The organism is Rugosimonospora africana (assembly GCF_016862975.1).
Lineage (GTDB): Bacteria > Actinomycetota > Actinomycetes > Mycobacteriales > Micromonosporaceae > Rugosimonospora > Rugosimonospora africana.
The window spans coordinates 94,582-117,411 of sequence record NZ_BONZ01000034.1; the positions used below are offsets into that span (position 1 = coordinate 94,582).

At 67.6% G+C, this 22,830-nt stretch carries 16 protein-coding genes; 10 read left to right on the forward strand and 6 right to left on the reverse strand.

Annotated features, from left to right (window positions below):
* Positions 1-91 precede the first annotated feature (91 nt).
* Positions 92-4,534 (reverse strand): glycoside hydrolase family 3 C-terminal domain-containing protein, encoded by a 4,443-nt coding sequence (locus Raf01_RS18060; protein WP_203919079.1) that lies wholly within the window; start codon positions 4,532-4,534, stop codon positions 92-94.
* A 287-nt stretch (positions 4,535-4,821) separates the two neighbouring features.
* Here Raf01_RS18060 and Raf01_RS18065 point away from each other — a divergent pair, with 287 nt between their 5' ends.
* On the forward strand, positions 4,822-6,036 hold the full coding sequence (locus Raf01_RS18065; RefSeq protein ID WP_203919080.1) for an ROK family transcriptional regulator: 1,215 nt from the start codon (positions 4,822-4,824) through the stop codon (positions 6,034-6,036).
* 94 nt (positions 6,037-6,130) lie between these two features.
* The gene (locus tag Raf01_RS18070; RefSeq protein ID WP_239133702.1) at positions 6,131-7,087 is read left to right on the forward strand and encodes an aldo/keto reductase; all 957 of its coding nucleotides are present in this window, start codon (positions 6,131-6,133) and stop codon (positions 7,085-7,087) included.
* Between the two features lie 37 nt (positions 7,088-7,124).
* On the opposite strand, the gene Raf01_RS18075 is transcribed toward Raf01_RS18070, so the two are convergent.
* The 3 genes from Raf01_RS18075 to Raf01_RS18085 form a co-directional block, all read right to left on the reverse strand.
* Entirely contained in the window at positions 7,125-8,234 is a 1,110-nt protein-coding gene (locus Raf01_RS18075; protein WP_203919081.1) for an alcohol dehydrogenase catalytic domain-containing protein, read from the reverse strand.
* Positions 8,235-8,300: 66 nt separating this feature from the next.
* Positions 8,301-9,587: an endo-1,4-beta-xylanase gene (locus Raf01_RS18080; protein WP_239133703.1), complete on the reverse strand. Its 1,287-nt coding sequence runs from the start codon at positions 9,585-9,587 to the stop codon at positions 8,301-8,303.
* Positions 9,588-9,664: 77 nt separating this feature from the next.
* The gene (locus Raf01_RS18085; protein WP_239133704.1) at positions 9,665-12,034 is read right to left on the reverse strand and encodes a beta-xylosidase/alpha-l-arabinosidase; all 2,370 of its coding nucleotides are present in this window, start codon (positions 12,032-12,034) and stop codon (positions 9,665-9,667) included.
* A 147-nt stretch (positions 12,035-12,181) separates the two neighbouring features.
* Here Raf01_RS18085 and Raf01_RS18090 point away from each other — a divergent pair, with 147 nt between their 5' ends.
* The 8 genes from Raf01_RS18090 to Raf01_RS18125 all read left to right on the forward strand — a co-directional run bounded on the left by Raf01_RS18090 (position 12,182) and on the right by Raf01_RS18125 (position 19,520).
* Positions 12,182-13,246: a LacI family DNA-binding transcriptional regulator gene (locus Raf01_RS18090; protein WP_203919082.1), complete on the forward strand. Its 1,065-nt coding sequence runs from the start codon at positions 12,182-12,184 to the stop codon at positions 13,244-13,246.
* A gap of 254 nt (positions 13,247-13,500) precedes the next feature.
* Positions 13,501-14,877: an ABC transporter substrate-binding protein gene (locus Raf01_RS18095; RefSeq protein ID WP_203919083.1), complete on the forward strand. Its 1,377-nt coding sequence runs from the start codon at positions 13,501-13,503 to the stop codon at positions 14,875-14,877.
* Between the two features lie 46 nt (positions 14,878-14,923).
* Positions 14,924-15,874 carry a carbohydrate ABC transporter permease gene (locus Raf01_RS18100; protein WP_239133705.1) on the forward strand — a complete coding sequence of 317 codons (951 nt, stop codon included), beginning with the start codon at positions 14,924-14,926 and terminating at the stop codon, positions 15,872-15,874.
* A complete protein-coding gene (locus tag Raf01_RS18105; protein WP_203919084.1) occupies positions 15,874-16,662 on the forward strand; it encodes a carbohydrate ABC transporter permease in 789 nt (262 codons plus the stop codon). Before Raf01_RS18100 ends, Raf01_RS18105 begins: the two co-directional genes overlap by 1 nt.
* Before the next feature lie 124 nt (positions 16,663-16,786).
* Complete coding sequence (locus Raf01_RS18110; RefSeq protein WP_203919085.1) at positions 16,787-17,146, forward strand: tautomerase family protein; 360 nt, start codon at positions 16,787-16,789, stop codon at positions 17,144-17,146.
* Positions 17,147-17,205: 59 nt separating this feature from the next.
* Positions 17,206-18,273, forward strand: a complete 1,068-nt coding sequence (locus tag Raf01_RS18115; protein ID WP_203919086.1) for an NAD-dependent epimerase/dehydratase family protein — start codon at positions 17,206-17,208, stop codon at positions 18,271-18,273.
* Between the two features lie 77 nt (positions 18,274-18,350).
* Positions 18,351-19,079, forward strand: coding sequence for an SDR family NAD(P)-dependent oxidoreductase (locus tag Raf01_RS18120; protein ID WP_239133706.1), 729 nt, complete (start codon positions 18,351-18,353; stop codon positions 19,077-19,079).
* Positions 19,080-19,169: 90 nt separating this feature from the next.
* Positions 19,170-19,520 (forward strand): hypothetical protein, encoded by a 351-nt coding sequence (locus Raf01_RS18125; protein WP_203919088.1) that lies wholly within the window; start codon positions 19,170-19,172, stop codon positions 19,518-19,520.
* Between the two features lie 412 nt (positions 19,521-19,932).
* Here Raf01_RS18125 and Raf01_RS18130 read toward each other — a convergent pair whose 3' ends face one another.
* Both Raf01_RS18130 and Raf01_RS18135 read right to left on the reverse strand, forming a co-directional pair.
* Positions 19,933-21,909 carry a right-handed parallel beta-helix repeat-containing protein gene (locus tag Raf01_RS18130; protein WP_203919089.1) on the reverse strand — a complete coding sequence of 659 codons (1,977 nt, stop codon included), beginning with the start codon at positions 21,907-21,909 and terminating at the stop codon, positions 19,933-19,935.
* A 23-nt stretch (positions 21,910-21,932) separates the two neighbouring features.
* Positions 21,933-22,829, reverse strand: a complete 897-nt coding sequence (locus Raf01_RS18135; RefSeq protein ID WP_203919090.1) for a carbohydrate ABC transporter permease — start codon at positions 22,827-22,829, stop codon at positions 21,933-21,935.
* Position 22,830 lies beyond the last annotated feature (1 nt).

Below are 22,830 nucleotides of genomic sequence, written 5' to 3' on the forward strand. Positions count from 1 at the left end.
ACAGAGGGTGCCTCCTGTATCCGGGCTGCTCCCCGGCGCGTCACCGAAGCGCCGAGGAGCAGCTGAGTTAGCACACGAACCTGTCCGCCGGTCAGTGCCCGTGCGGTCCGGTGTTGTGGTGGTGAGTGTCGACGCGGATCGTGAGTGCCTTCGCCGGTTCGGTGTTGCCGGCCCGGTCGGTCGAGCGATATTGCAGCGTGTGCACTCCGTCGCCGGTGACGGTGAACGGTGCCGAGTACGTCTGCCAGCCGGCGCCGTCGAGGTTGTACTCGGTTGAGGCGAGGCCCCAGTTCGAGTGGTCGGTGCCGGACAGTTTCACGGTCGGCGCGGTGGTGTACCAGCCGGCGCCGTTGGGGTGCGGAGCGACCGACGCCGCGGTTGTCGGAGCCGGGGTCGCGGCGGGCGGGCTCGCCGTGACGGCAAAGGAGTCGAATGCCACCTGCAGGTCGCTGGTGGTACCGGCGCGGTTGAAGGCGAACAGTCCGACCTGTGGGTTGTTCAGGGTGGCGCCGGTGGTCCAGACGGGTACCCACGTCGTTCCGTCGACCGAGTAGGACGTCGAATACCGCGCACCGCTCTTGGTCATGCGCAGCCAGATGGTGTTGTCGGCCGGCAGAACCGAGTTGGCGTTGAGCGTGTTCAGCGTCTGCGTGACCTGCACGCCGTTGAGGTTGTCCTCCAGCGAGGTGTTGAACTGGAGGTTCGTGGGCGATGTCGCTTCGAGGTCGAACTTGAGGTAGTTGTCGTCGTCCTGGTAGGCGATGATCCCGCCCTGCTGAGTGGCGGCGTTCGGGCGTTGGCTGAAGGTGAGCTTGGTCGTCTGCGTCCAGTCGCCGAGCGCCGGCTGAAGGAGGACGTTCTGAGCGGTGTTCGTCGTGGTGGTCAGGTCGCCGGTCTTCGGCGTGATCGTCAGCGACCCCGGGTTGGTGGAAAGGTTCCAGTCTGCCGGAGCCTCGCGGACCCAGTGCCACTGGGAGCCGAGCGTCGAACTGTCGAAGGTGTCGCCGGAGGCCTGCCTCGCGAAGTTGATCTGATATTTCGCGACGATCCCGTCCGGCCCGGTCGATGTCACCGTCGCCACCCCGGGCACCGAGGTTGCCTGGGTGATCGCCACGGTGCCGGTCGTCGCGGAGGCGCTGACCTGCGGTGCCGCGGTCACCCCGTTAGGTACGACGACATCGTAGTTGGTGACGTCCGGGTTGAAGTTCGGAAGCTGCTGGCCGTTGACCTTCAGGTTGCCCAGGTCGGAAAGCACTCGCACGACGAAGGAGGTGGAAGCGGTTTTCCCGTGGTACCGCACGGTTGCGGTGATCGTCGCCGCACCGTTCGCGACCGTGCGGATCGTGCCGTTGCGGTTGACTGACACGACGTCCGGCCGGTCGCTGGAGTAGCTGAACGTCATCCCGGCGGGGAAGTTCTTGCTCTGCCCCGGTTCGATCCAGCCGTAGAGGGTGTCGTCGTCCATGGCGACGGTCAGTCCGGGGTCGATCGTGACGCCCTCGGGGAACATCACGCGCTGGGAGATGCCGCGAGCGTTGTCGGTGCTCATGATGCGCGGCTTCGCCGTCAGGACGCTGGGCTTCGGGGTGAGGGCGCCCCTGACGTTGATCATGTCCTGTACCTGGACGTCGCTGTCGGCGCTCGACGTACTGAGCTGGATGCCGTACTTGCCGGGATCGACCTCGAAGCGCTGGTGCGACTCGTTGTAGAAGGCGAGGTCGGCGATCTTGATCGGCAGCGTCACCGTCTTTGTCTGCCCGGCGGCGAGGTCGATCTTCTGGAATCCTTCGAGCCGCTTGAGCGGTCGCGCCTGCGAGGCATCCGCGTTCGGCGTGTTGACGTACAGCTGGACGATCTCGTTGCCGTCGCGCGAGCCAGTGTTTTTGACGTCGACTCTGACGTTGACCGTGTCGTCGGCGTTGGGGTTGCGGTTGGAAACGCGCAGGTTCGAGAAGGCGAAGTTCGTGTAGCTCAGCCCGTACCCGAAGGGATAGAAGACAGGGCCGTTGAAGTACATGTAGGTCCGGCCGTTGGGGCCCACCGGGCCCAGCGTGTAGCTGTCCGTGCTCGGGATCTGGTTGACGCTCTGGTACCAGGTCTGTGGCGTGCGGCCGCTCGGGTTGTACTTTCCGAGCAGCACATCGGCGAGGGCGTCGCCCTTGCGCTCGCCGTTGTAGGAACTCCACAGGATCGCCGAGGTCGTCGGCTCGAAGGACGTGACATCCTGCGCGCCGATCGTCTCCATGACGCCGACGGTGTTCGGGTTGGCGGCGGCGACCTGGCTGATGAGCTGAGCCTGCAGGCCCGGCAGCGCCAGCGAGCTGCGGTCGCGGTCTTCGGTTCCGGTGGTGCCGTTCGAGGCGGAGGAGTCCATGCCGGCGTACACGACCACGTAGTCGTAGCCGGCCGCCGCCGCGACCGCGGCCGGGTCGATGGCCGTGCAGCAGTTGCCGGCGTTGGTGCCGGTACCGATGAATCCGCGTTGGTAGTCGACCTGGGCCGACGGGTTGATCGCCTGGATCGCGGCCTTGATGCCCGCGTACGGCGTCACCTCATTGGCCTGGCCGGCGGCATCCTGCCTCGACGAGTAGCCACCGAGGTAGAAGTTCGTGTTGTTGGCGTAGGAGCCGAGCACGAGCACCTTGAACGCGCCACCGGCCGGAACCGACATCGGCAGCAGCTTGCCGGTCGAGCCGTCCTTGCGGGTGGTCGCCGCGTTCTTCAGCAGCACGAGCGACGCGTCGGCCGATCGGCGTGCCAGATCCAGCCGTGACGCCGTTTCCGTCGGCGCCGTCGCGTTGTTCCACGGGTAGACGCCGTAGGACTGGTCGCGGGCGGCGGCCTGGGTCAGCCACGGCACCGTGTTGTTCGGGTTGAACTCGCCGAGCTTCATCCGGTTGGTGAACAGCCGGGTCGCGGACACGTCGAGGTCGTTGACCGTGGTCAGGCCGGTCGGCGTGGCGATCTGCATGCCGACCGTGTTCATCGCACCTCCCGCGGTCGTCGACGGCGACGTCGGCCCCCGGTAGCTGCTGCCGGTGCCGTCGCTGTATCCGGCGTTGCACTCGGCGTCTTCACCCGATCCGAGCGTGTAGGCGAACTGCTCGACGTCGGTGACCGGGTGGCTGGTCCCGTCCGGCTGCCACTGGTGGCGCTGCCTGATCTCGTTGACCGCGTCGCAGTCGCCGGTGAAGTACCCCTGGAACCCGAACGTCTCACGCATCAGCGTGTCATTCAGGTACGCGTTGGCCGCCGACGGAACGCCGTTGATCTCGTTGTACGAGCTCATGACCGCCGCATTCTGGTCCTGCTGAACGATTTTGCGGTAGGGCATGGTGTAGTACTCGCGGATCGCTCGATCGTCGGCGTTCGAGGACCCGTTCAACCGGCCGTTCGGGTCGGCGTTCGAGGTGCCCTCGGTGTTGTTCATCGTGTAGTGCTTCAGCGTGGTGGTCGTCTTGTAGAAGCCGTTGCCCTGCGGCAGGAGCTGCCCGTTGGGATCCTTGCCCTCCATGCCGTTGACGAACTGGCCGGCGACCTGCGCTTCGAGCAGCGGATCCTCACCGTACGACTCATCGTTGCGACCCCAGCGGGGATCGCGCGCGAGGTTGACGGTGGGCGAGTAGAAGTCCAGGTCGAGGCGGTTCTGGCGGACGATCTCGCGGGCCTCGTCCGACTCCGCCTGGGCGACCTGGTAGGTCAGTGCGGGATCCCAACTCGATGCCCGGGACAGGTCGATCGGGTAGGACGTGGTGTTCGTCAGGGTGACCGCGTTGCCCGACGGGTTGAGCGACTCGGCGTTGATTCCGTGCAGGGCCTCGTTCCACCAGCCATAGGCGGGGATGCCCTGGATCAGGCCGGTGACGGCGGCCCCGTACGCGTAGTCCTTCGACAGCGCGGGCGAAAACGCCACACCGCTGCCGAGGTCCTGTGCGGCCACTCCGCTCGCGTGTGAACGTGTCAGCGGCGAGCCCAGCGTGACGCCGGTCCCGGTCTCGCCCGCCGTGCCGACCGCCTGGACCGTGGCGAACTCCTGGTTCGCACCGCCGGCCGTGTCGATCCGGATCCGCTCGCCGGCTACCACGTTGGCCACGGACGCGACCTTGAGGTTCGTGTCACCGACCACGGCCGCCGCGGCGAGGGTTGTCGCGGCCCGGGGTGCCGTGCCCACCGAGGAGACCGTGACGGTCTCGGGCTTGCCCGCCGAGCCGACGACGAGCCGCGTACCCGCCGCGATGCCGGTCACGGAGACCGGGACGACGGTCGTGTCACCGGCTTTCGCGGGGCCGGCGAGCGTGGTCATCGAGTTGCCGAAGTAGCCGGTCAACAGCGGGTTCTGTGCGCTGCTGACCGCTGGCGCCTGGCTCGAGACCAGTTGGCTCGCGCGCTGCGCCGGAGTCAGCCTCGCCACGAGGTCGGCGGCACGTTCGGCGAACGAGTAGGACGGATCCAGGTAGATCGGCATCCGGGGCGCCGGATGCGCGGCACTGGTCGCCGCGGGCAGGATCGGCGCCACCGCGCACAGACCTGCCACCGTAGGAATGATCGCGAATCGAGCCATCAGCTGTCGCCAAGCCACTGTGGCCTCCTCCATCGCGCGACACCGAATCGGTTCGACGTCGGACGTTGCCACGAAGTTACGCAGGGCCTTCGTCGGAAGTCAACATCATCAATTAGGGACAGTCGGACTTAGCCGCACATAGTATTGACTGAATTTGGCGCGTGCCCGGAGGCCCTGACCGGTGTCCATGCGGACATAATGTCGTCATTGAACTAATGCCCGATACCGTCCACGGTCGGGTCCTGCCCTAAGCTCGCCGCGTGAGCACCCCAACCGCCGCACCGCCGACACCGAACCCGCTCGGATCTCGAGACCTGAACCGGCTGCGCGTGATCGAATCGATCTACCGCCATCCCGCCTCGAGCCGGGCCGACATCGCGCGCCGGACGGGACTGTCCCGGGCAACCGTGTCGACCGTCGTCGAGGAACTCGGCAAGGCTCACCTGGTCCACGAGCAGGACGCCACGGACGACGCCGATCGCCAGCGGGGCAACGGCCGTCCCCCGACCCTGCTGTCGCTGGTACCGCGTGCCGCGTTCGCGGTCGGCATCGACATCGGCCACCAGCATGTTCGGGTGACCATCTGCGACCTGGCCGGCGAGCCGATCGCCGACGAGTGGTCGCGCGCACAGGTCGACGATGCCCCCGCCCAGACCCTCGATCTGGCCCACGACCTCGTCCGGCAGGCCATGCGCGACGCGGCTGTCACGTCGGAGCAACTGCTCGGCGTCGGCATGGGTGTCGCCGCGCCGATCAACTCACGCACCGGCGACGTCGAGTCCGACGGGATCCTGCCCGGCTGGCAGGGCATCGCCCCTGCCGCTGAGATGCATCGCCGGCTCGGCTTTCCCATTGAACTCGCCAATGACGCCAACGTCGGTGCCCTCGGCGAGAAGGTGTTCGGCGCCGGGCGCGGCGTCAACGACATGACCTACATCCGCCTCTCTGCCGGCGTAGGCGCCGGACTGATCATCGGCGGCCAGCCGCACCAGGGTTCCCTGGGCATGGCAGGGGAGATCGGGCATGTCTGCGTCGATCCGCGAGGGCCGATCTGCCGGTGCGGCAACCGCGGCTGCCTGGAGACAGTGGCCAGCCCGGTCGCCGTGACCAGGCTGCTGGAACAGAGCACCGGGCGACCGATCACGTTCGCCCAACTGCTGGGCCTCGTCGCCTCGGGTGACCGCGGCGCCCGGCGTGCGGTGGCCGACGCGGGCGAGGCCATCGGCATGACCGTCTCCTGGATTGTCAACATACTCAATCCGGAACTCGTGGTCGTCGGCGGCGAACTCGCCGCGGCCGGCGACGTACTGTTCGATCCGATCCGCACCGGCATCGATCGGCACAGCGTTCCCGCCGCAGCCGCCGGCGTGCGGGTCACCGGTGGTGTGCTCGGGGATCGCGCCGAAGTTCTCGGCGCCGCCGCGCTGATCCTTGCCCAGTCACCGCTCGCGCTCACCGAGCGCGTCAGGGGATGAGCCAGCGGCGAGGCTGGCAAGACGTGTTAGAGATAGAGCAGTGCGACCTGTCGAAAATAGTCCAGGCCAGATTTCGAACAGCGACGGAGACGAAGTGACAGCATCCGCGACCACGCGGCGTCCGCTCGGCCGTACCGGCCTCGCCGTGACCCCCATCTGCATCGGTACCAGCCCGTTTTCCACCACCCCCGGCCTGTACGGGTACGGAGTCGCACACGAGCGCGCCGAGGCGACGGTGGCCGCCGTCCTCGACGGTCCCATCAACTTCATCGACACCTCCAACAGCTACGGCGACGGCAACGCCGAGGAGCGCATCGGCAGCGTTCTGCGCACCCGCGGCGGGCTGCCCGAAGGCGTCGTGCTCGCCACGAAGGCCGACGCGGACAAAGTCACCGGTGACTTCTCCGGCGAGCGGGTACGGCGCTCGGTGCGGGAAAGCCTGGAGCGCCTCGGGCTGGACCGGGTACAGCTGATGTACCTGCACGACCCGGAGTACCACCTGACGTTCGAGGAGGCGATGGCCGAGGGCGGCCCGGTGTCGGCCCTGATCGCCCTGTGCGACGAAGGGGTCATTGAGCATCTGGGCATCGCCGCCGGCCCGGTGCCGTTGATGCGCCGGTTCGTCGCCACCGGCGTGTTCGACGTGGCGCTCAACCACAATCGGTACACCCTGCTGGATCGCAGCGCCGACCCGCTGCTCGACGATTGCGTGGCGGCCGGCGTCGGGTACGTCAACGCCGCGCCCTACGGCGGCGGCATGCTGGCGAAGGGTCCGGACGCGCAGCCGAGGTACGCCTACCGGGAGACCCCGGAGAGCGTGCGCGAGGCGGTACGCGGGATGCAGCGGGTGTGCGCCGAGGCCGACGTACCGCTGCAGGCGGCGGCGCTGCAGTTCTCGATGCGTGACGTGCGGGTCGCCTCGACCGTGGTCGGCGTCTCCGAACCGGCGCGCATCGCCGAGACAGTCCGGCTGGCGCAGCTGCCGATTCCCGAGCAGGTGTGGGGGCAACTGGACGCGCTGGCCGCGAAGGCCGGCGTGCGCCTCGACTGATCCGGGACTGGAACGGTGGCGGCGCGCGGCGCCGCGCTCAGGGCCGGCTGCCCGGTAGCACGATGCCGCGTCCGGCGCCACCGCCGATCAGGTCGGCGAAGGCATCGTTGATCGATTCAAGCGGGTACCGCTTGCCGATGAGCCGATCGATCGGCAGGCGACCGGCGCGGTACAGCTCGAGCAGTCTCGGCACGTCGAGCAGCGGGTTGGACGACCCGTACAGGCTGCCGACGATCCGCTTCTCCCGCTGTACCAGCGCGTTGACCGGTACCCGCAGCAGCTGGTCGTGGGCCGCCAACCCCACGGCGACGAGTGTTCCCCCCGGCCGTACCGCGTCGAATGCCTGGCCGAGCGTCTCCGGCCGGCCGATCGCCTCGACGGCCCAGTCGACACCGCCCGGCGAGCTTGCCTCGACCGCGCCCGCCACGTCGCCGGTTCGCGCGTCGATGAGATGAGTAGCTCCCAGCCGGCGCGCGGCGTCGAGGCGCTCGGCCACCACGTCGACGACGACAATGGGGTGCGCGCCCGACAGCACAGCACCCATGACCGCCGAGAGTCCCACCCCACCGGCACCGAAGACCGCCACCGCCTGCCCGGCGCAGCGGCCGACAACGTTGAGTACCGCCCCCACACCGGTGATCACCGCGCAGCCGGCGACGGCGGCCACCTCGGGTGGAACGTCGGCCGGGATCGGCACCACGGCCTGCTCGGAGACGACCGCGTACTCCGCGAAACACGACACCCCCAGCAGGTGGTGTACCTGCTGGCCGTCGGCGCGCCGCAGCCGCGACGTTCCGTCCAGCAGCCCGCCGGACGTCGCGTGGATCGCACCCGCCTGGCAGAGCGAGGACCGCCCGGTGAGGCAGAAGCCGCAGTGGCCGCAGCGGGGCCGCCACATCAGGCACACCCGATCGCCCGGCCGCACCCGGCTGACCCGCTCACCCACCTCTTCCACAACACCGGCGCCCTCGTGGCCGGGCACTACCGGCAGCGGACAGGCGAGGTCACCGGTGAGGTAGTGGTAGTCGCTGTGACAGATTCCGGCGGCGTCGATCCGGACCAGCACCTCGGCCGGACCGGGACCGGCGAGCGTCAGGTCTTCGACGACCAGACCTGCCCCGGCACCGCTGCACACCGCGGCTCTCATCCCGCCTCGCCTTTCTCCCGGCCTGGTGCTCGTCGCGGAAATCGTGCCCGCACACCGGACCTCCGGTCAGCCATCGATGGTCACCGACAGATCGGTCAGCCCGGGTGCGATGGCGAAAGGCGCCTGGCGGTCGCCGGCGGAGACCGTGTAGTCGCCGAAGAATCCGCGAACGGTCAACCGTCCCTCGGCGTCGGTGCGCAGTTCGGTCGGGGGCAGCCACCACTCTCCCTTGATCAGGCCCTCCAGCGCGAGGTACGACGGTTTGCTGCTGCCGTCCGCGCGGACCAGCCCGACCGGGGCGCCCAGCCAGGCCCCGTCGTCGCTGAGCCCCCAGTAGTTGATCGCCTGTACCGCCGGGTGCGCGACCAGGGACCGGTAGTGGCGCACGATCTCGTCGGCCTGGCGCGCCTCGCCCTCCGGTGTCGTCGGCCACCGAGGGATGCGGTAGTCGTTGAGGTCCTTGATATCCGGCGGCATGAGGTGGCCGGACACGATGGTGCTCTCGGTCAGATGCAGGGGCAGGCCGAACCTCGCGAACCGGTCGAGCGTGCTCCGCATGTACTCCTCGCCCCGGTACCCCTGGTGCATGTGGGTCTGCAGCCCGATGGCGTCGACCGGAATGCCGGCCTCGAGTACTCCCTCGATGAGGCATTCGTAGGCTGACGAGAGGTCGAAGTCATTGAGCACCAGAGTCGCCGACGGGTTGGCGGCGCGGGCCTCCTCGAACGCCATCCGCACCATGAAGATGCGGCCCCGGTCCCGGGCGAGCCGGGTGATGGCGTTGTCCCCGTTGGCGAACACGGGCATGATGACGGCCTCGTTCATGGCGTCCCACGTCTCGATCAGGCCGGCGAAGTCGCCGACGAGGTCGCGGATCCGGGTCCGCTGCAGTCGCTCGACCTCGTCGAGTCCGAGGTCGAGCAGCCACGGCGGTTGCACCGTGTGCCAGACGAGCGGGTGTCCCTTGACGGTGACGCCGCGTTCGGCCAGCCAGCGCGCGGTCCTGGTGAGCCGCCCGATGTCAGGTGCACCGCGGCGCGGCTCGTACCGTCCCCAGTAGAACGGCAGCGTCGCGGTGTTGAAGAGATTCAGCCACAGGCTCGCGAGCCGGTCGAGGTCCAGGCACCCGCCGCCGCCGAAGCTCTCGACGTGTTCGGCGCCGTCGGGGTCCGGCCCGCCGACCAGCCGTACGAAGTCGAACCCGATGTTGCCGAAGGCGAACGCGTGCTGTCGCTGTTCAACCGTGACGGCGCTGTCGCGCAGCGGCCGACCGTCGCGCCCGACGAGAGTGAGGGTGACTTCACCGATCCGGTGTCTCATGACCGGGTCCGGCTTGCCCGTCAACGCGTCCACAACTCCGCTCCCCTACCTCAATGGCCTCTGCGGCTGCCTCGCCCGCCTGCGGCGCCGCCGACCGATCGGACGACCGCTCAGCGGGCCACCACCGTGATCCGGCAGTGGCGCTCGCGGTGATGGTCCAGACGCAACGTCGGCCCTACCAGATCGAGTGCGGCGACCAGCCGGATGTCCGCGCTGGACGCGCCGAGCCGCAGTTCGATGCGGCCGGGCTCGACGATCCGGTCCAGCTCGGGACCGATGAACGAGGTCACCGAGGCGGGGACCTCGAACCGTACCCTCGCGGCGGCACCGGGCTCGACGCTGACGCGGGCGAATCCGATCAGCTTGACGACCGGGCGGGTGACCGCCGCCGCCGGGTCGTGCAGGTAGAGCTGTACGACCTCGACGCCTGACCGGACGCCCGTGTTCTCGACGGTCAACTCCGCGCCGACCCAGCCGCCGGTGGCGACCTCGTCGCCGTCCACGCGCAGGTCCGACCAACGGAACGTCGTGTAGCTCAGGCCGGATCCGAACGGGTATGCCGGGGTCGGGTCCAGATTGGACACCTCGGAGGCGAGGGCGAGCTTCTGGCTCAGGTAGGTCCAGGGCTGACCGCCCGGTCTGCGGGGAATGCTGACCGGTAGGCGCCCGGAGGGATTCGCTTGACCGCTCAGGATGCGCGCCAACGCCGGCCCGCCCTCCTCACCGGGGAAGAACGTCTGCACGATGGCGGCGGCACGCTGGGGCCCGGTGCCCAGCGCATATGGCCGGCCAGAGTCGACGACGAGCACGACCGGGGTGGGGCCGTCGAGCAATGCCTCCAGCAGCTGCGCCTGCACGCCGGGCAGTTGCAGCGACTCCGCGTCGCAGCCCTCGCCGGACGTACCACGTCCGAACAGGCCGGAGCGGTCCCCCAACACCGCGACCACCACCTCCGATCGGCCGGCCAGCTCAAGCGCTTCGGCGAACCCGTCGGTGCCGGGCTCGCTCACCCGGCACCCGGCCGCGAACGCCACGTCGGTGTCCGCGAAGCCGGCACGCAGCGATTCGAGGATGGTCGGGATCTCGACCCCGAGCGGCAGGTCGGGATGGTGCACCCCGATATGCGCGGGGAACGAGTAGCAACCGAGCAGCGCGATCGGATCGTCGGCGATCGGGCCGATCACCGCGATCGACCGGGGCCGGGTCAACGGCAGGAGGCCGTCGTTCTTCAGCAGTACGATCGCCTCCTCGGCGATCCTGCGCGCCAGCTGCCGGTCCGGACCCGGATCGAGATCGATGCGACCCCGCACAGGAGCGTCGAGGGCGACATCCGCGGGGTCGAGACCGGCGGGTACCGCCGACCAGTCCGGGTCGAGCAGACCGAGTTCGAGTTTCTGCAGCAGCACGCGGCGCAGCGCGCGATCGACCGTCTCCTCGCCCAGCCGCCCGGACTCGATCTCGTCCATCAGCGGCGTGAGGTAAGCGTTGGGACCTGGCAGCTCCACGTCGACCCCGGCGGTCAGCGCCTTCGTGGCGGCCTCGCCGAGCGTGCCGGCCGCACCGTGCAGGAGCTGGAGGAAGCTGATCCCGAAGTAGTCGGCCACCACGGTGCCGCCGAAGCCCCAGGTGTCGCGGAGCAGGTCGGTCAGCAGGGCGCGATTGGCGGCCGCGGGGATGCCGTCGACCTCCGCGTACGAGTGCATGACCGAACGCACCCCGCCCTCGATGACGGCCATCTCGAAGGGCGGGAGGACGACGTCCGCGAACTCCCGCGGGCCCATCGACACCGGCGCCAGGTTGCGACCGGCCCGCGAGGCCGAGTAGCCCGCGAAGTGCTTGAGGGTCGCGATGATCCCGGTGGACTGCAAGCCTCGAACGTAGGCGCTGCCGATGACACCGATCAGGTACGGGTCCTCGCCGATCGTCTCCTCGACCCGTCCCCAGCGCGGGTCACGCACCACGTCCAGTACCGGCGCCAGCCCCTGGTGCACCCCGACCGCGCGCATGCCGGCGCCGATGCGGGTAGCCATCTCGTGGATCAGCGCCGGATCGAAGGTCGCGCCCCAGGACAAAGGAACCGGGTAGGCGGTCGCCCCCCACGTGGTGAATCCGGCCAGACATTCCTCATGGATCAGCGCGGGGATGCCGAACCGGTTGGCCGCGACGATGTCGCGCTGGGTACGGGCGAGCGCCGCCGCGCCCTCGGCCGCGTCGACGGGGTTGGTTCCGAACGCGCGGGTGATCTGACCGAGGCCGTGCTTGATCATCTCTGCGAAGTCGTGGCCGTTGTCCAGCTCCGTCTGGTGCGGCGCGACGCCGGGGCCTTCCGGATCGGCGCCGACCCAGATGCCGTACAGCTGGGCCACCTTCTCCCGCAGCGTCATCGCGGCGATGAGCGCGCCGACCCGCTCGTCGGGGCTGAGCCCGGTGTCCTGCCACGTCCGTTCTGCTGGCTGCTGAGGTGGATACGCGGTCGCCACAGGGGCCTACCTTAAGAAAAGTTTCGCTACTCATTGCGAAAGTGTCGTGGTTGATCGCAGCATAAGTTGGACAGGCGGCACGGTCAAGACGACCGTCCCGCGACCGCGGTCGCGCCCCCGACGGCGCCACACAGTTAGGCTGTTCACATGTCCAGCGCGCCCTCCCAGGAAGGCAGACTCTCCAGGGCCACGTTGTCCGAGGTGGCCCTGCTCGCCGATGTCTCAATCTCCACGGTGTCGAAGGTGCTCAACGGGCGGGCCGGCGTCTCCACCGAAACCCGCGCCCGGATCGAGGCGCTGCTGCAGGACCGGTACAACCGCCGGGCTCCGAAGCGTCCGGTCGCACCGCTTCTGGACGTTCTCTGCTACGAGATAGACAGCCCGTTCGCCAGCGAGGTGCTCGCCAGCATCGAACTCATCGCGCGAGGGCGGCGGATCGGAATGGTACTCACCGGCGCGACCGAGCAGCACCTGCCGGAGCAGTCCTGGGTGGACGACGTGCTGGAGCGTCAACCGCTCGGGGTCGTCCTCGTGGCGTGCGTGCTTCCAGCCAAGGACAAGCAGCGGCTGCGTTCGCGCAATATCCCGCTTGTGATGGTCGATCCCGCAGGCGCGCCCGCACCCGACGTACCGTCGATCGGGTCGGCGGACTGGAACGGTGGCTACCTCGCCACCCGCCACCTGCTCGACCTCGGCCACCGCCGGATCGGCATCATTACCGGGCCCGACGACATGCTCGCCTCGACGGCCCGGCTGTCCGGGTACCGCGCGGCGCTCGACTCCGCCGGACTTCCCGTCGACGGCGAGCTGATCCGCCCCGGCGAGTTCCACCACCGCGACGGGCTGGCGGAGGGGCGCGCGCTGCTGTCGCTGCGCAACCGGCCGACGGCGATCTTCGCGTCGTCCGACCTGTACGCGCTCGGGGTCTACGAGGCGGCCCGGTCTCTCGGCTTCGCCATCCCCGGCGACCTTTCCGTCGTCGGGTACGACGATCTGCGGATCGCGCAGTGGGCCGGCCCACCGCTGACGACAATTCACGTCCCACTCGTCGCCATGGCCGAACAGGCGGTCCACCTGATCATGCGACTACGCGACGAGCCTGAGCTGGCATTCAGCCGCATCGACATCGACACCACCCTGGTCGTGCGCGAGAGCACCGCGCCGCTGCGGCCGACCCGGCGACAATCGAGCGCGAAAGTTTCCAACAGATAAGCGAACCTTGACGGGCAAGTTACCCCGGGCCTAGCCTCTGACACACACCTCATGAGGCCGACCCGAATGACCCATCCGGAGGCGGTAGTCCACGCTCCTCTTTACCCCTCCGCGACGGCTCGCGCATAGCTGCCGGTTCGAAAGGTTTCGCCAGCGGCAACGCTCCGCCGTCCTCGTTGGCATCGGATCTGCCTGACCGATGACGCCAAATTCCGATGCGAGACTTGCCCGGCCCCACGAGTGGAGAGGGTTGAATGCGCCTCCGACTTCTGCCGAGATCAGCATTTCGGCCACTCATCGTCCTTGTCGCGGCGGCCGCCGCCGCGACCTGCCTTGCCGCCTGTGGCTCCAACGGCCCGTCCGGCGGTGGTAGCGCGACGTCCGGCACCATCAACTGGTGGGGCTGGACACCCACCGACACGGCCACCGCACAGAACTACATCTCGGCCTTCAACAAGCAGTACCCCAACATCAAGGTCAACTACAAGCTGGTGAACATCTCGGACTGGGTAGCCGCTCTGCGACCTGCCCTGCTGTCCGGTCGCGGGCCCGACGTCTTCGACATGCAGCCCGGCGCTTACGTGACCCAGTTCAAGTCGTTCACCGAAGACCTGACGCCCCTGGCACAGCAGGCGCTCGGCAAGGACTGGAAGTCGAAGGTGGCGCCGATCGGCATCAGCGGCCTCACTTCGGACGGCAAGCTCACCGCGATGTCGGTGGGCTCGACGTTCGCCGGGATGCTCTGGATCAACGAGGAGATCTTCAAGAAGTACAACCTCTCCCCGCCGACCACACTCGCCGAGTGGGAGCACGTGTGCCAGGTGCTCAAGCAGAACCAGAAGGGCTGCTTCGTGCAGGGTGCCGCGCAGGAGGGGTTCGATCAGGACACACTGCAGTCGATCGCCAACTCGGTCCAGCCGGGGCTCTGGACCAAGGCGTCCACCGGCGACGCCAAGTGGAACGACCCGGGGATCGTCAAGACGCTGTCCATCTGGAAGGAGCTGTTCACCAGTGGGATCATGCAGTCTGGAGCGGTCGGCTACCAGCAGTACCCGGATGCCAACAACGACTTCCTGACCGGAAAGTACGCGATGGTCATGATGGGAACGTGGTACACCCAGTACGCGACGAGCAAGGCGATGACCGCGGCGCTTTCGGCGGCCGGAGTCAGCGGCGCCAAGCCGTTCCCGATCCTGCCCATCGCGTTCCCGGACGTGGCCGGCGCCGGGAACACCAGCGAAATGTACGGCGACTCCGACTTCGGTCTCGCGGTCTCGACGAAGTCGAAGTCCCGTGCGGCGGCCGAGACGTTCGTCAAGTGGATGACCACGACGACGGTTGGCCAGCAGGTGGTCGCCGATCAGCTCAACGACCTGCCGGCGCTCCCGTCGGTGCAGCCCAACTTCGACTCCATCCAGCTCGTCGACCCGACCAGCCAGACGACGCCGGTGCAGGACCTCATCGCCAAGGCGGCCAAGGTGACCGAGCCACGGGAAGCGCTGTTGAGCACGGACGTTCAGAACGCCATCCTCGCCGCGGCGACATCGGTGGCCACCGGAAAGGCGTCACCGCAGGATGCTGCCGACACACTCCAGAAGGCCGCGGAGGCCGCCGGTGAGACCTTCAAGTGAGCGGCAGCCGGAGCGGTCCGACCGGCCGGAGCCCAGCGAAGCCGTCGTGACACGAACGATCGAACGGCGTCAGCTCCATCCGGAACGCGCCGGTGCTGCCGGGGACGACGGGCGGATCGCTCGCCGCCGTCCCCGGCGGCCACCGGGCCTTCCCTGGATCCTGCCGGCACTGGCATTGAGCGTGGGAGTCATCTACTACGGCATCGGCTACACCGGCTACATCTCGACCCTCAACTGGGACGGGATCAGCCCCGACCCGCCGCATGTCGGTGCCGGGAACTACACGCGCATCCTGCACGACCCGGTGTTCTGGGACGCGGTACGTCACACTGCCGAGTTCTTCGTGGTTACCTTCGTGGTCCAGACCGTGCTCGGCCTGGTCTTCGCGGTGCTGCTTCACACCCGGTTGAAGCTCGCCGTGATCTACAAGGTCATCATCTTCATGCCGGTCGTCCTCGCACCGGCCATCATGGCGCCGGTCTTCCGCCACATGTTCGCGCCCGACGGCGAACTCAACTCGGTGCTGCGTCACGTGGGACTCGGTGCGCTCGCCCAACCGTGGATCGGGCAGACCAGCACCGCCCTGCCGGTCATCATGGCCATCACGGTCTGGGAGTGGACTGGTGTCACCTTCGTCCTCTACTACGCCGCGATGACCCAGCTCGAGCAGTCGGTGCTGGAGGCGGCCAAGATGGACGGCGCCGGCAACATCCGGACCCTGGTGAGCATCATCTGGCCGGAGATGCGCGGCACGACGGTGGCGCTGGCGATCCTCGGTGCCATCGGCGCGCTGAAGACATTCGACGTGCCATACCTGGTGACGATCGGCGGCCCGAACTACGCGACCGAGTTCCTCGGCACGTACATCTACCGCATGACGATCCCGCTCGACCACGTCGGGTACGGGGCGGCCCTGTCGATCATCCTGCTCGTGGCGGCGCTGATCATCTCAATCGCGGTGCAGCTCGGGGGGCGCGAACGAAAGGCACGTGACTGATGTTCGAGGTACGAACCTGGCGGGGCCGCACCGCGCTCCAGGTGCTCGCCACCGTACTGGTGCTGCCGTTCCTGTTTCCGTTGGTCGTGATGGTCAAGGGCTCCCTCGCAGGACAGGGGCTGCGGAATTTCACGGCGGTGCTCGCGGTACCCGGATTCGCCCGGTTCTTTGTCAACAGCGTGGTCATCGCCGCCGGGGTCATCGTGCTCGTCTACGTCGTGACCACGATGGCGGCGTTCGGGTTCGCGAAGCTGCACATCCGGTTCCGCGAGATCTACTTCTGGCTGCTGCTCGCGTGCCTGACTCTGCCCGAGGTCGTACTGCTCACGCCGCTGTTCGTGACCGCGGTACGGCTAGGCCTCTACGACACGTACTGGGCGGTCATCCTGCCGCTGGCCGCGCTGCAGGTGCCATTCGCTGTACTGCTCACCCGCAATTTCCTGAGCGGCCTGCCCGACGAACTGTTCGAGGCGGCCCGGGTCGATGGAGCGAACTCGATGCGCGGGTTCCGCTACCTGGTCATCCCGCTGACCCGCCCGATAGCAGCGGCGGTCATCATCTTCACCCTGATCGCGGCGTGGAACGACTACCTCATGCCGCTGGTCTTCCTGCAGACGCCAGACATGCAGACCATCACGCTCGTGCCGCAGTTCTTCGTCGGCGAGTTCAGCAACGACCAGACGAAGATCCTCGCCTCCGCGGTCATCACGGCGATTCCCGAGGTCGTCGCCTACCTGAGTCTCCAGCGGTTGTTCGAACGCGGCCTCTCGGCCGGCGCGATCAAGTGACAGAGCCGTACCGCACATCCATCTCTCCGCCCAAGGCTGCCGAGCGTGTACCGGCGAGCGACCCACGCGTGCCGCCTGCCGTGGTGCGTCTGAGCAGCCCTGGGCCGCACCGAAGGGTACTTCCTTGCCGCTCATCCAGGTCCACCTGAATCGCAGTGTGTTCGACGCACACCACGAAGACATCGGACGCGCGATTCACGAAGCACAGGTCGAGGCGTTGGGCATCCCAGACGACGACCGGTTCCAGATATTCCAGCCGCACGGCTCCGGCGAGCTGAAGTTCGATCCCGGCTACAACGGCGTCGACCGTCGCGACCTCCTGGTCATCCGGGTCATCGCGGTACACATGTACCCGACCGCTACCAAGCAGGCGTTCTTCCGCAGGGTGGTGGACAAGTTGGAGCCGCTGGGCATCCGCCGGGAGGACGTGCTCATCTGCCTGACGGAGAACGGTTTCGAGGACTGGTACGCCGGCCGGAACTGAGCATGAATCGAACCGCGAGCCGTGCCGAGGCACATCGGACCGTCAACGAAGGAGGCACCATGCTGCGACTGGACAGCGCGGACCTGAATGTTCTCTACATCGGTGGCACCGGAACGATCAGCGCGTCCTGCGTGCGCCTGTCCGTCGAGACGGGCATGCGCGTCTCCGTGCTCAACCGTGGCCACAACGCCGCCGGCCGGATCCTGCCCGACGCCGTCGAGACGCTGGTCGCCGACGTCAACGACGACGCCTCGCTCGCCGCCGCGGTCGGCGGACGCACCTTCGACGCCGTGGTCAACTTTCTCTCGTACGACGCGGCCGACGCGCGGCGGATGGTCGCGTTCTTCGACGGACGCACGCGGCAGTACGTGCACATCAGCTCCGGCTCGATCTACGCGAAGCCGGTGTGGCAGATCCCCATCTCCGAGTCGACGCCGACCGCACCGAACCCCCATCTGGAGTACGCGCGCGGCAAGTGGCGCGCCGAGCAGGCGCTCTACGAGGCGCACACCTCGGACAGCTTCCCGCTGACCGTCGTGCGGCCATCGCACACCTACGACGATGGCAACCCGCCACTGCCTGGAGGTTGGACAGCCGTGGACCGGATCGCCCGCGGGGACGAGATACCGGTCCACGGCGACGGGACCTCGCTGTGGACTCTGACGCACGCCGAGGACTTCGCCCAGGGCCTGGTCGGCCTGTTGGGCAACCCACGCGCGCTCGGTGAAACCTTCAACATCACCAGCTCGGACGTCTACACCTGGGACCAGATCTACACGATCGTCGCCGAGGCGCTCGGCGTCGAGGCACGGCTGGTGCACGTGGCCTCCGAGATGTACCCGGTCGTGGCTCCTGAGTGGTTCTGGTCGGGCGAGATGGTCGGCGACATCGGCCACAGCGCGGTGTTCGACAACAGCAAGATACGCGGGTTCGTGCCCGGGTTCTCGCCGCGGTTGACGTTCCACCGTGCCGCGCCGCGGATGCTTGCCTGGCGGCAGGCACATCCTCAAACGACCGGATCCGACAAGGAGACCGACGCCGTACTCAGCCGAGTCGTCGGCGCCTACCACGCGGCGAAGAGTGTCTTTCTCGCCCGCAGCCCCGAGACCGCGAAGCCGGCTTCGTGACGGCGGCGGAGAACGAGCAGCCCAGGTCCGAGCCGTCGGAGCCGCAGTACGCGGCGTATCCCTCCCTCAATCGACGAGTGGCCTTTGTCAGCGGCGGTGCGAGCGGGCTTGGTGCGGAGTTCGTGCGCCACCTGGCCGCGCAGAAGGCCCGCGTCGCCTTCGTCGACCTCGACGTCGAACGGGGCGAGGCACTCCATCGCGAATTGTCGGCCACGGGCGTGGCCGACACGCTGTTCGTGCCGTGCGACGTTCGCGACGTCGCCGCGCTGCGAGACGCGATCGGACGCGTGGCCGACCAGCTCGGCCCGATTCGGGTTCTGGTCAACAACGCCGCCAGCGACGAGCGTCATCGCATCGAAGACTTTGATGTCGCGCTGTGGGACGAGATGATGGCCGTGAACGTCCGCCACCACTTCTTCGCCGCACAGGCGGTGGCCCCGATGATGCGCGATGCCGGCGGCGGCTCGATCATCAACCTGGGCTCGATCAGCGCGCATATCGATCTGCTCGACCTGCCCGCCTACATCACCGCGAAGGCGGGGATCGAAGGGTTGACGCACACGCTTGCACGAGAACTCGGCCCATGGGGCATCCGGGTCAACTGCATCGTCCCGGGCTGGATCATGACCGAGAAGCAGCTGGCCAACTGGGTGACACCGGAGGCCGAGGAATCCATCGAACGCAATCAGTGCCTGCCATACAAGCTGTATCCGAGCGACGTCGCCCGGATGCTGCTCTGGCTCGCGGCCGACGACTCCCGGGCTTGCACGGGGCAACGGTGGATAGTGGACGGCGGGTGGATGTGACCGCGGTGAGCCGCGGCACCCGCCTCGTCCTCGCCGATCACCGCCGCCGCGCGCCAGTACGACCGGGCCAACAACGTCATCAACCTGCCCATGACGTACGTCTACGCGACCGGCCCGACCGTGCCTACCGAACCGGCGATGAAGTACGACTTGAAGGCGACGCCCGAGCCCGGCGGGGTCCGGTTGGAAGTGATCCTGCGCGACGACCTGCCCAAGCAGCTCGCCGGCTCGGCAGCATTCAACCTCGAGTTCATCCCCTCCCTCTACAAGTCCAGGAGTTACCAGGTCGACAGCAACGGCGACGGCAAGTACGACACCTTCGGCGTCTTACCGCTCTCGCCCGAGGATCCCATGGACGAGCACTGGCCCCGTCCGGATCTCGTGGGCAACGCCTGGTACGTCGACCAGTGGAACGCGGAGAAGGGTGACGCCCAACCGTGATGGACCAGATTTCTACAGGAGCTTCGCTTTCTACGCACGCTGCCACGCAACGACGCGTCAACTTCCAAGACTCAGGCCACCGGCCCGCGACCCACGTCACCTGCGGCGACCCTTATCTTCCCGGCATTGGGGTTAAGCGTCAGCTTGCTCGGCTCAGTCACTCCTTGGTCGCTCGCTCAGCCAAGCCGCTCACCAAATGCCGCTTCTCGATCGTGTAGCGGGCAACTGCCGGCACCACCGACAGCCTCGTGAATGAGGCTAGGCCGGCGCAGCCAACGCCGACTGTGCTTCCTTCGCCAGCACAGTCGGGCGTCCGGCTGGAGCGGTTCGGACTGGCCATGATGCACGTGACGATGGTCGATGCGGGCCGCCGAGTGGTGGAGCGGGTGGAACCCTACCGGGCACTGCGGCGCTAACTCATCCAGACCCGAGTGCGGCTACTTCCCGAGGATAGGTCAACGATTGGCCCGGCGGCAGATCGCCGATCTCGCTGCTTGTGCTCGCCGGTCACGTCCGTATCCATGACCGCCGGAGTACCGTCGGGCTCTTCGAAATTGGCGTCGGCAAACCGCACGCGCTCGAGGTCTCGGCCGGTAATGGGGTCGAGGCTGATGCGGTCGAACTCAACCGGCAGCTTCGTCTCCAGATAGACGCCGTCGCCCTCGACGACGACCGAGGCGGCCGCGGCGGGAAGCACCAGCGCGTCGGTCTCGCCTGCAAACGGGGCAGCGCCGGAGGCGTAGACGTTGCCGCGGGCGTACACCGGTTGCTTGACGTTCAGGAATCGCTGGTGATCGCCCGGCGGTTGAGCCGCGATGCGCGCCAGGTATTCCTCGAACGAGGCCGGGTAGCCGTCGTAGCCAGCCGTCCCTGCGAACGCCGGACCGGCGTGCTCCTCCGGAGTGCGGCCGTACGCGGTCGCCGCGTCACCGCCCACGAACAGGTTGCCGATCCAGCGGTCGTCGCCGCCGATGATGAACGCGTAGCCGGCGACCTGAGTGCTGTGCGGACGGTGGTAGGGGGTGGCTCGGTCCATGACGGGCATGAGCCACACCGTGCCGCAGATCAGATTGTGTACGAACGCACCGCCCTGGCTCCACAGCTCCACCGCGGCCGGCGAGGCCAGGATGTTGTGCTCCACCAGGTACGGGCCGTGGCTGACCTCGACGAACAGGTCCCGGTTGTTGTCGTGGAACAGGTTGCGGGAGATGCGGGTACCCTGGGTCTGCCAATCCAGCCAGGTGCCGAGCGTACAGTCGTGGATGCGGTTGTGCCTGATCGTCACGTCGATCGCGGCGTGCAGTTTGATGCCACCGATCTCGTATCCGTAGAACTCGCGTTTGATGGCGATGTTGTAGATGTGATTGTCCTCGATTGTCGAGAACACACAGCCCAGGTGGCCGACGACGCCGTTCTGGCCGCAGTCGTGGATCGTGTTGCGGCGGATGACGTGGGAGCCGATGTGCTCCTTGTCCCAGCCGATGCTCCGGGCGGCGAAGACGGACTCGAGCTGGTACTGGTAGCCGGGCTTGTCGCCACGCAGTGTCGCGTAGTTGTGGCCGGTCGATGCCTCCTTGCCGATCGAGACCGCCGAGCACTTCGCGTCGTGGATGTCGTTGTCCTCGATGACCCAGCCCTTCGCCCAGTTCGGGCCGATCAGGCCGGGCTGGTCGGCGGTCGGCGGGGCCCATGGGCTGGCTGCCTGGCACAGCTCGAAACCGCGCACGGTGATGTAGTCGAGGTGGTGCTCGGTCGGAAAGAACACCGCCCGCCGCACGTTGATCTCGACCAGCTCCGCATTCGGGTCAGCGCCCTGGAAGTTCGCCCAGATGGTCGTCTCGTCGGCGCTGACCTCGGCGTACCAGACGAATTGGGTCTGTTTCGGATCCCGGATGGGGCTGGTGACGCCGGTCCAGTCGTCGACCGCCTCGGTGCGCAGCGGCGGAGCGTCCACCTCGGCCCGCGAGCAGACTTCGTAGAAGCTGACCCCGTTGAGGTAGACGTCGCCGAGGTGCTTTCGCGGGTTGCCGGGCAGGTAAACGATCCAGTCCCCGGCGATCTCCTCGGTGAACGGGTTGAAGTCGCCGAACATCGCGTTCGGCACCGTCGCGCGCCACACGCTCCCGGCTTCCCCGACCCAGCCGGTGATCCGTTCCGACCCCTTGATCACCACGTGCTCGCCGGCCGCCGCCTCGTAAGTGATGCGCCGGGTGTTGCTCAGGCCGCCGCGCTGGGGCTTCACCCACTCCCGGTACTCCCCGGCGTGCACGACGACCGTGTCCCCTGGTTGAGCAACGGCCGCGGCGAGGTTGATGGTCCGGAAGGGCCGCTCGGCGGAGCCGTCCGCGTCGTCGGCGCCGGTCGCCGCGACGTGCAGTACTGATGTCATGTGTGTGTGCCGTTTCCTGGTAGTTACTTGCTGAAGCCGGCCGTGAGACCGCTCAGCAGCTGCCGGCGCCCGATGGCGTAGAGCAGAACGATCGGGAGGGTGGTGAGCGTGACGGATGCGGCGATCGCCGGGAAGTTCACCCCGAACGAACCCTCAAAGTTGACCAGTGCCAAGGGGACGGTGCGTTTGTCGGTACTCTGCGTCAGTACCAGCGGCAACAGGAAACCGTTCCAGATGGTCAGCCCGTTGTAAATGGTCACGGTTACCAGGGCGGGACGGGTGAGCGGGAACGCGAGCCGCCACACGATGCCCCACTCGGTGGCGCCGTCAATGTGCATCGACTCGAACAGTTCCCGCGGCACGTCCCGGATGAAGTTGCTCAGAACCAGGACGGACAGTGGAATGGCAAACGCCATCGAGGGCAGGATGATCGCGAGCAGGCTGTCGTACAGCTTGAGACGGATGATCATCAGGTAGATCGGAATGACTACGGCTTGCAGCGGAATCGCCAGGCCCATCAGGAACAGATTGTTCATCCAGCGAAGCCCACGGTTGCCGGCGCCGCGGACGATCGCGTACGCCGCCGTGAACGAGATGAGCACGGCGGGAACCGTGGCGCCGAGGGTGACGATGACGCTGTTCAGGAAGTACCGGAAAACGCCGCTGTCGACGACCGTCTTGTAGTTGTCCAACGTCGGGTGGCTCGGCGGGGCGAACGTGTTGGTGACGAAGTAGTTCGCCTGGGTCTTGAAGCTGGTGATGACGATCCAGTAGATCGGAACCATCACGATGACCAACCAGATCCACCCGAAGGATCCGCCGATCCAGTTCTTCTTCAGCAGCCCGCTTCGCCGGCTGGTCTGCCTGTCCTGCGGAGCCCGATGGGTCGGCGTTCCGGTGACGTCGATCGTCGTCGTCATA

What these genes read in the sequence shown, in the direction of transcription:
- Raf01_RS18125 (WP_203919088.1), top strand. Translation starts at nt 19,170, where the DNA reads ATGACGTACGTCTACGCGACCGGCCCGACCGTGCCTACCGAACCGGCG.
- Raf01_RS18115 (WP_203919086.1), top strand. Translation starts at nt 17,206, where the DNA reads ATGCTGCGACTGGACAGCGCGGACCTGAATGTTCTCTACATCGGTGGC.
- Raf01_RS18105 (WP_203919084.1), top strand. Translation starts at nt 15,874, where the DNA reads ATGTTCGAGGTACGAACCTGGCGGGGCCGCACCGCGCTCCAGGTGCTC.
- Raf01_RS18075 (WP_203919081.1), bottom strand. Translation starts at nt 8,234, where the DNA reads ATGAGAGCCGCGGTGTGCAGCGGTGCCGGGGCAGGTCTGGTCGTCGAA.
- Raf01_RS18090 (WP_203919082.1), top strand. Translation starts at nt 12,182, where the DNA reads ATGTCCAGCGCGCCCTCCCAGGAAGGCAGACTCTCCAGGGCCACGTTG.
- Raf01_RS18095 (WP_203919083.1), top strand. Translation starts at nt 13,501, where the DNA reads ATGCGCCTCCGACTTCTGCCGAGATCAGCATTTCGGCCACTCATCGTC.
- Raf01_RS18130 (WP_203919089.1), bottom strand. Translation starts at nt 21,909, where the DNA reads ATGACATCAGTACTGCACGTCGCGGCGACCGGCGCCGACGACGCGGAC.
- Raf01_RS18135 (WP_203919090.1), bottom strand. Translation starts at nt 22,829, where the DNA reads ATGACGACGACGATCGACGTCACCGGAACGCCGACCCATCGGGCTCCG.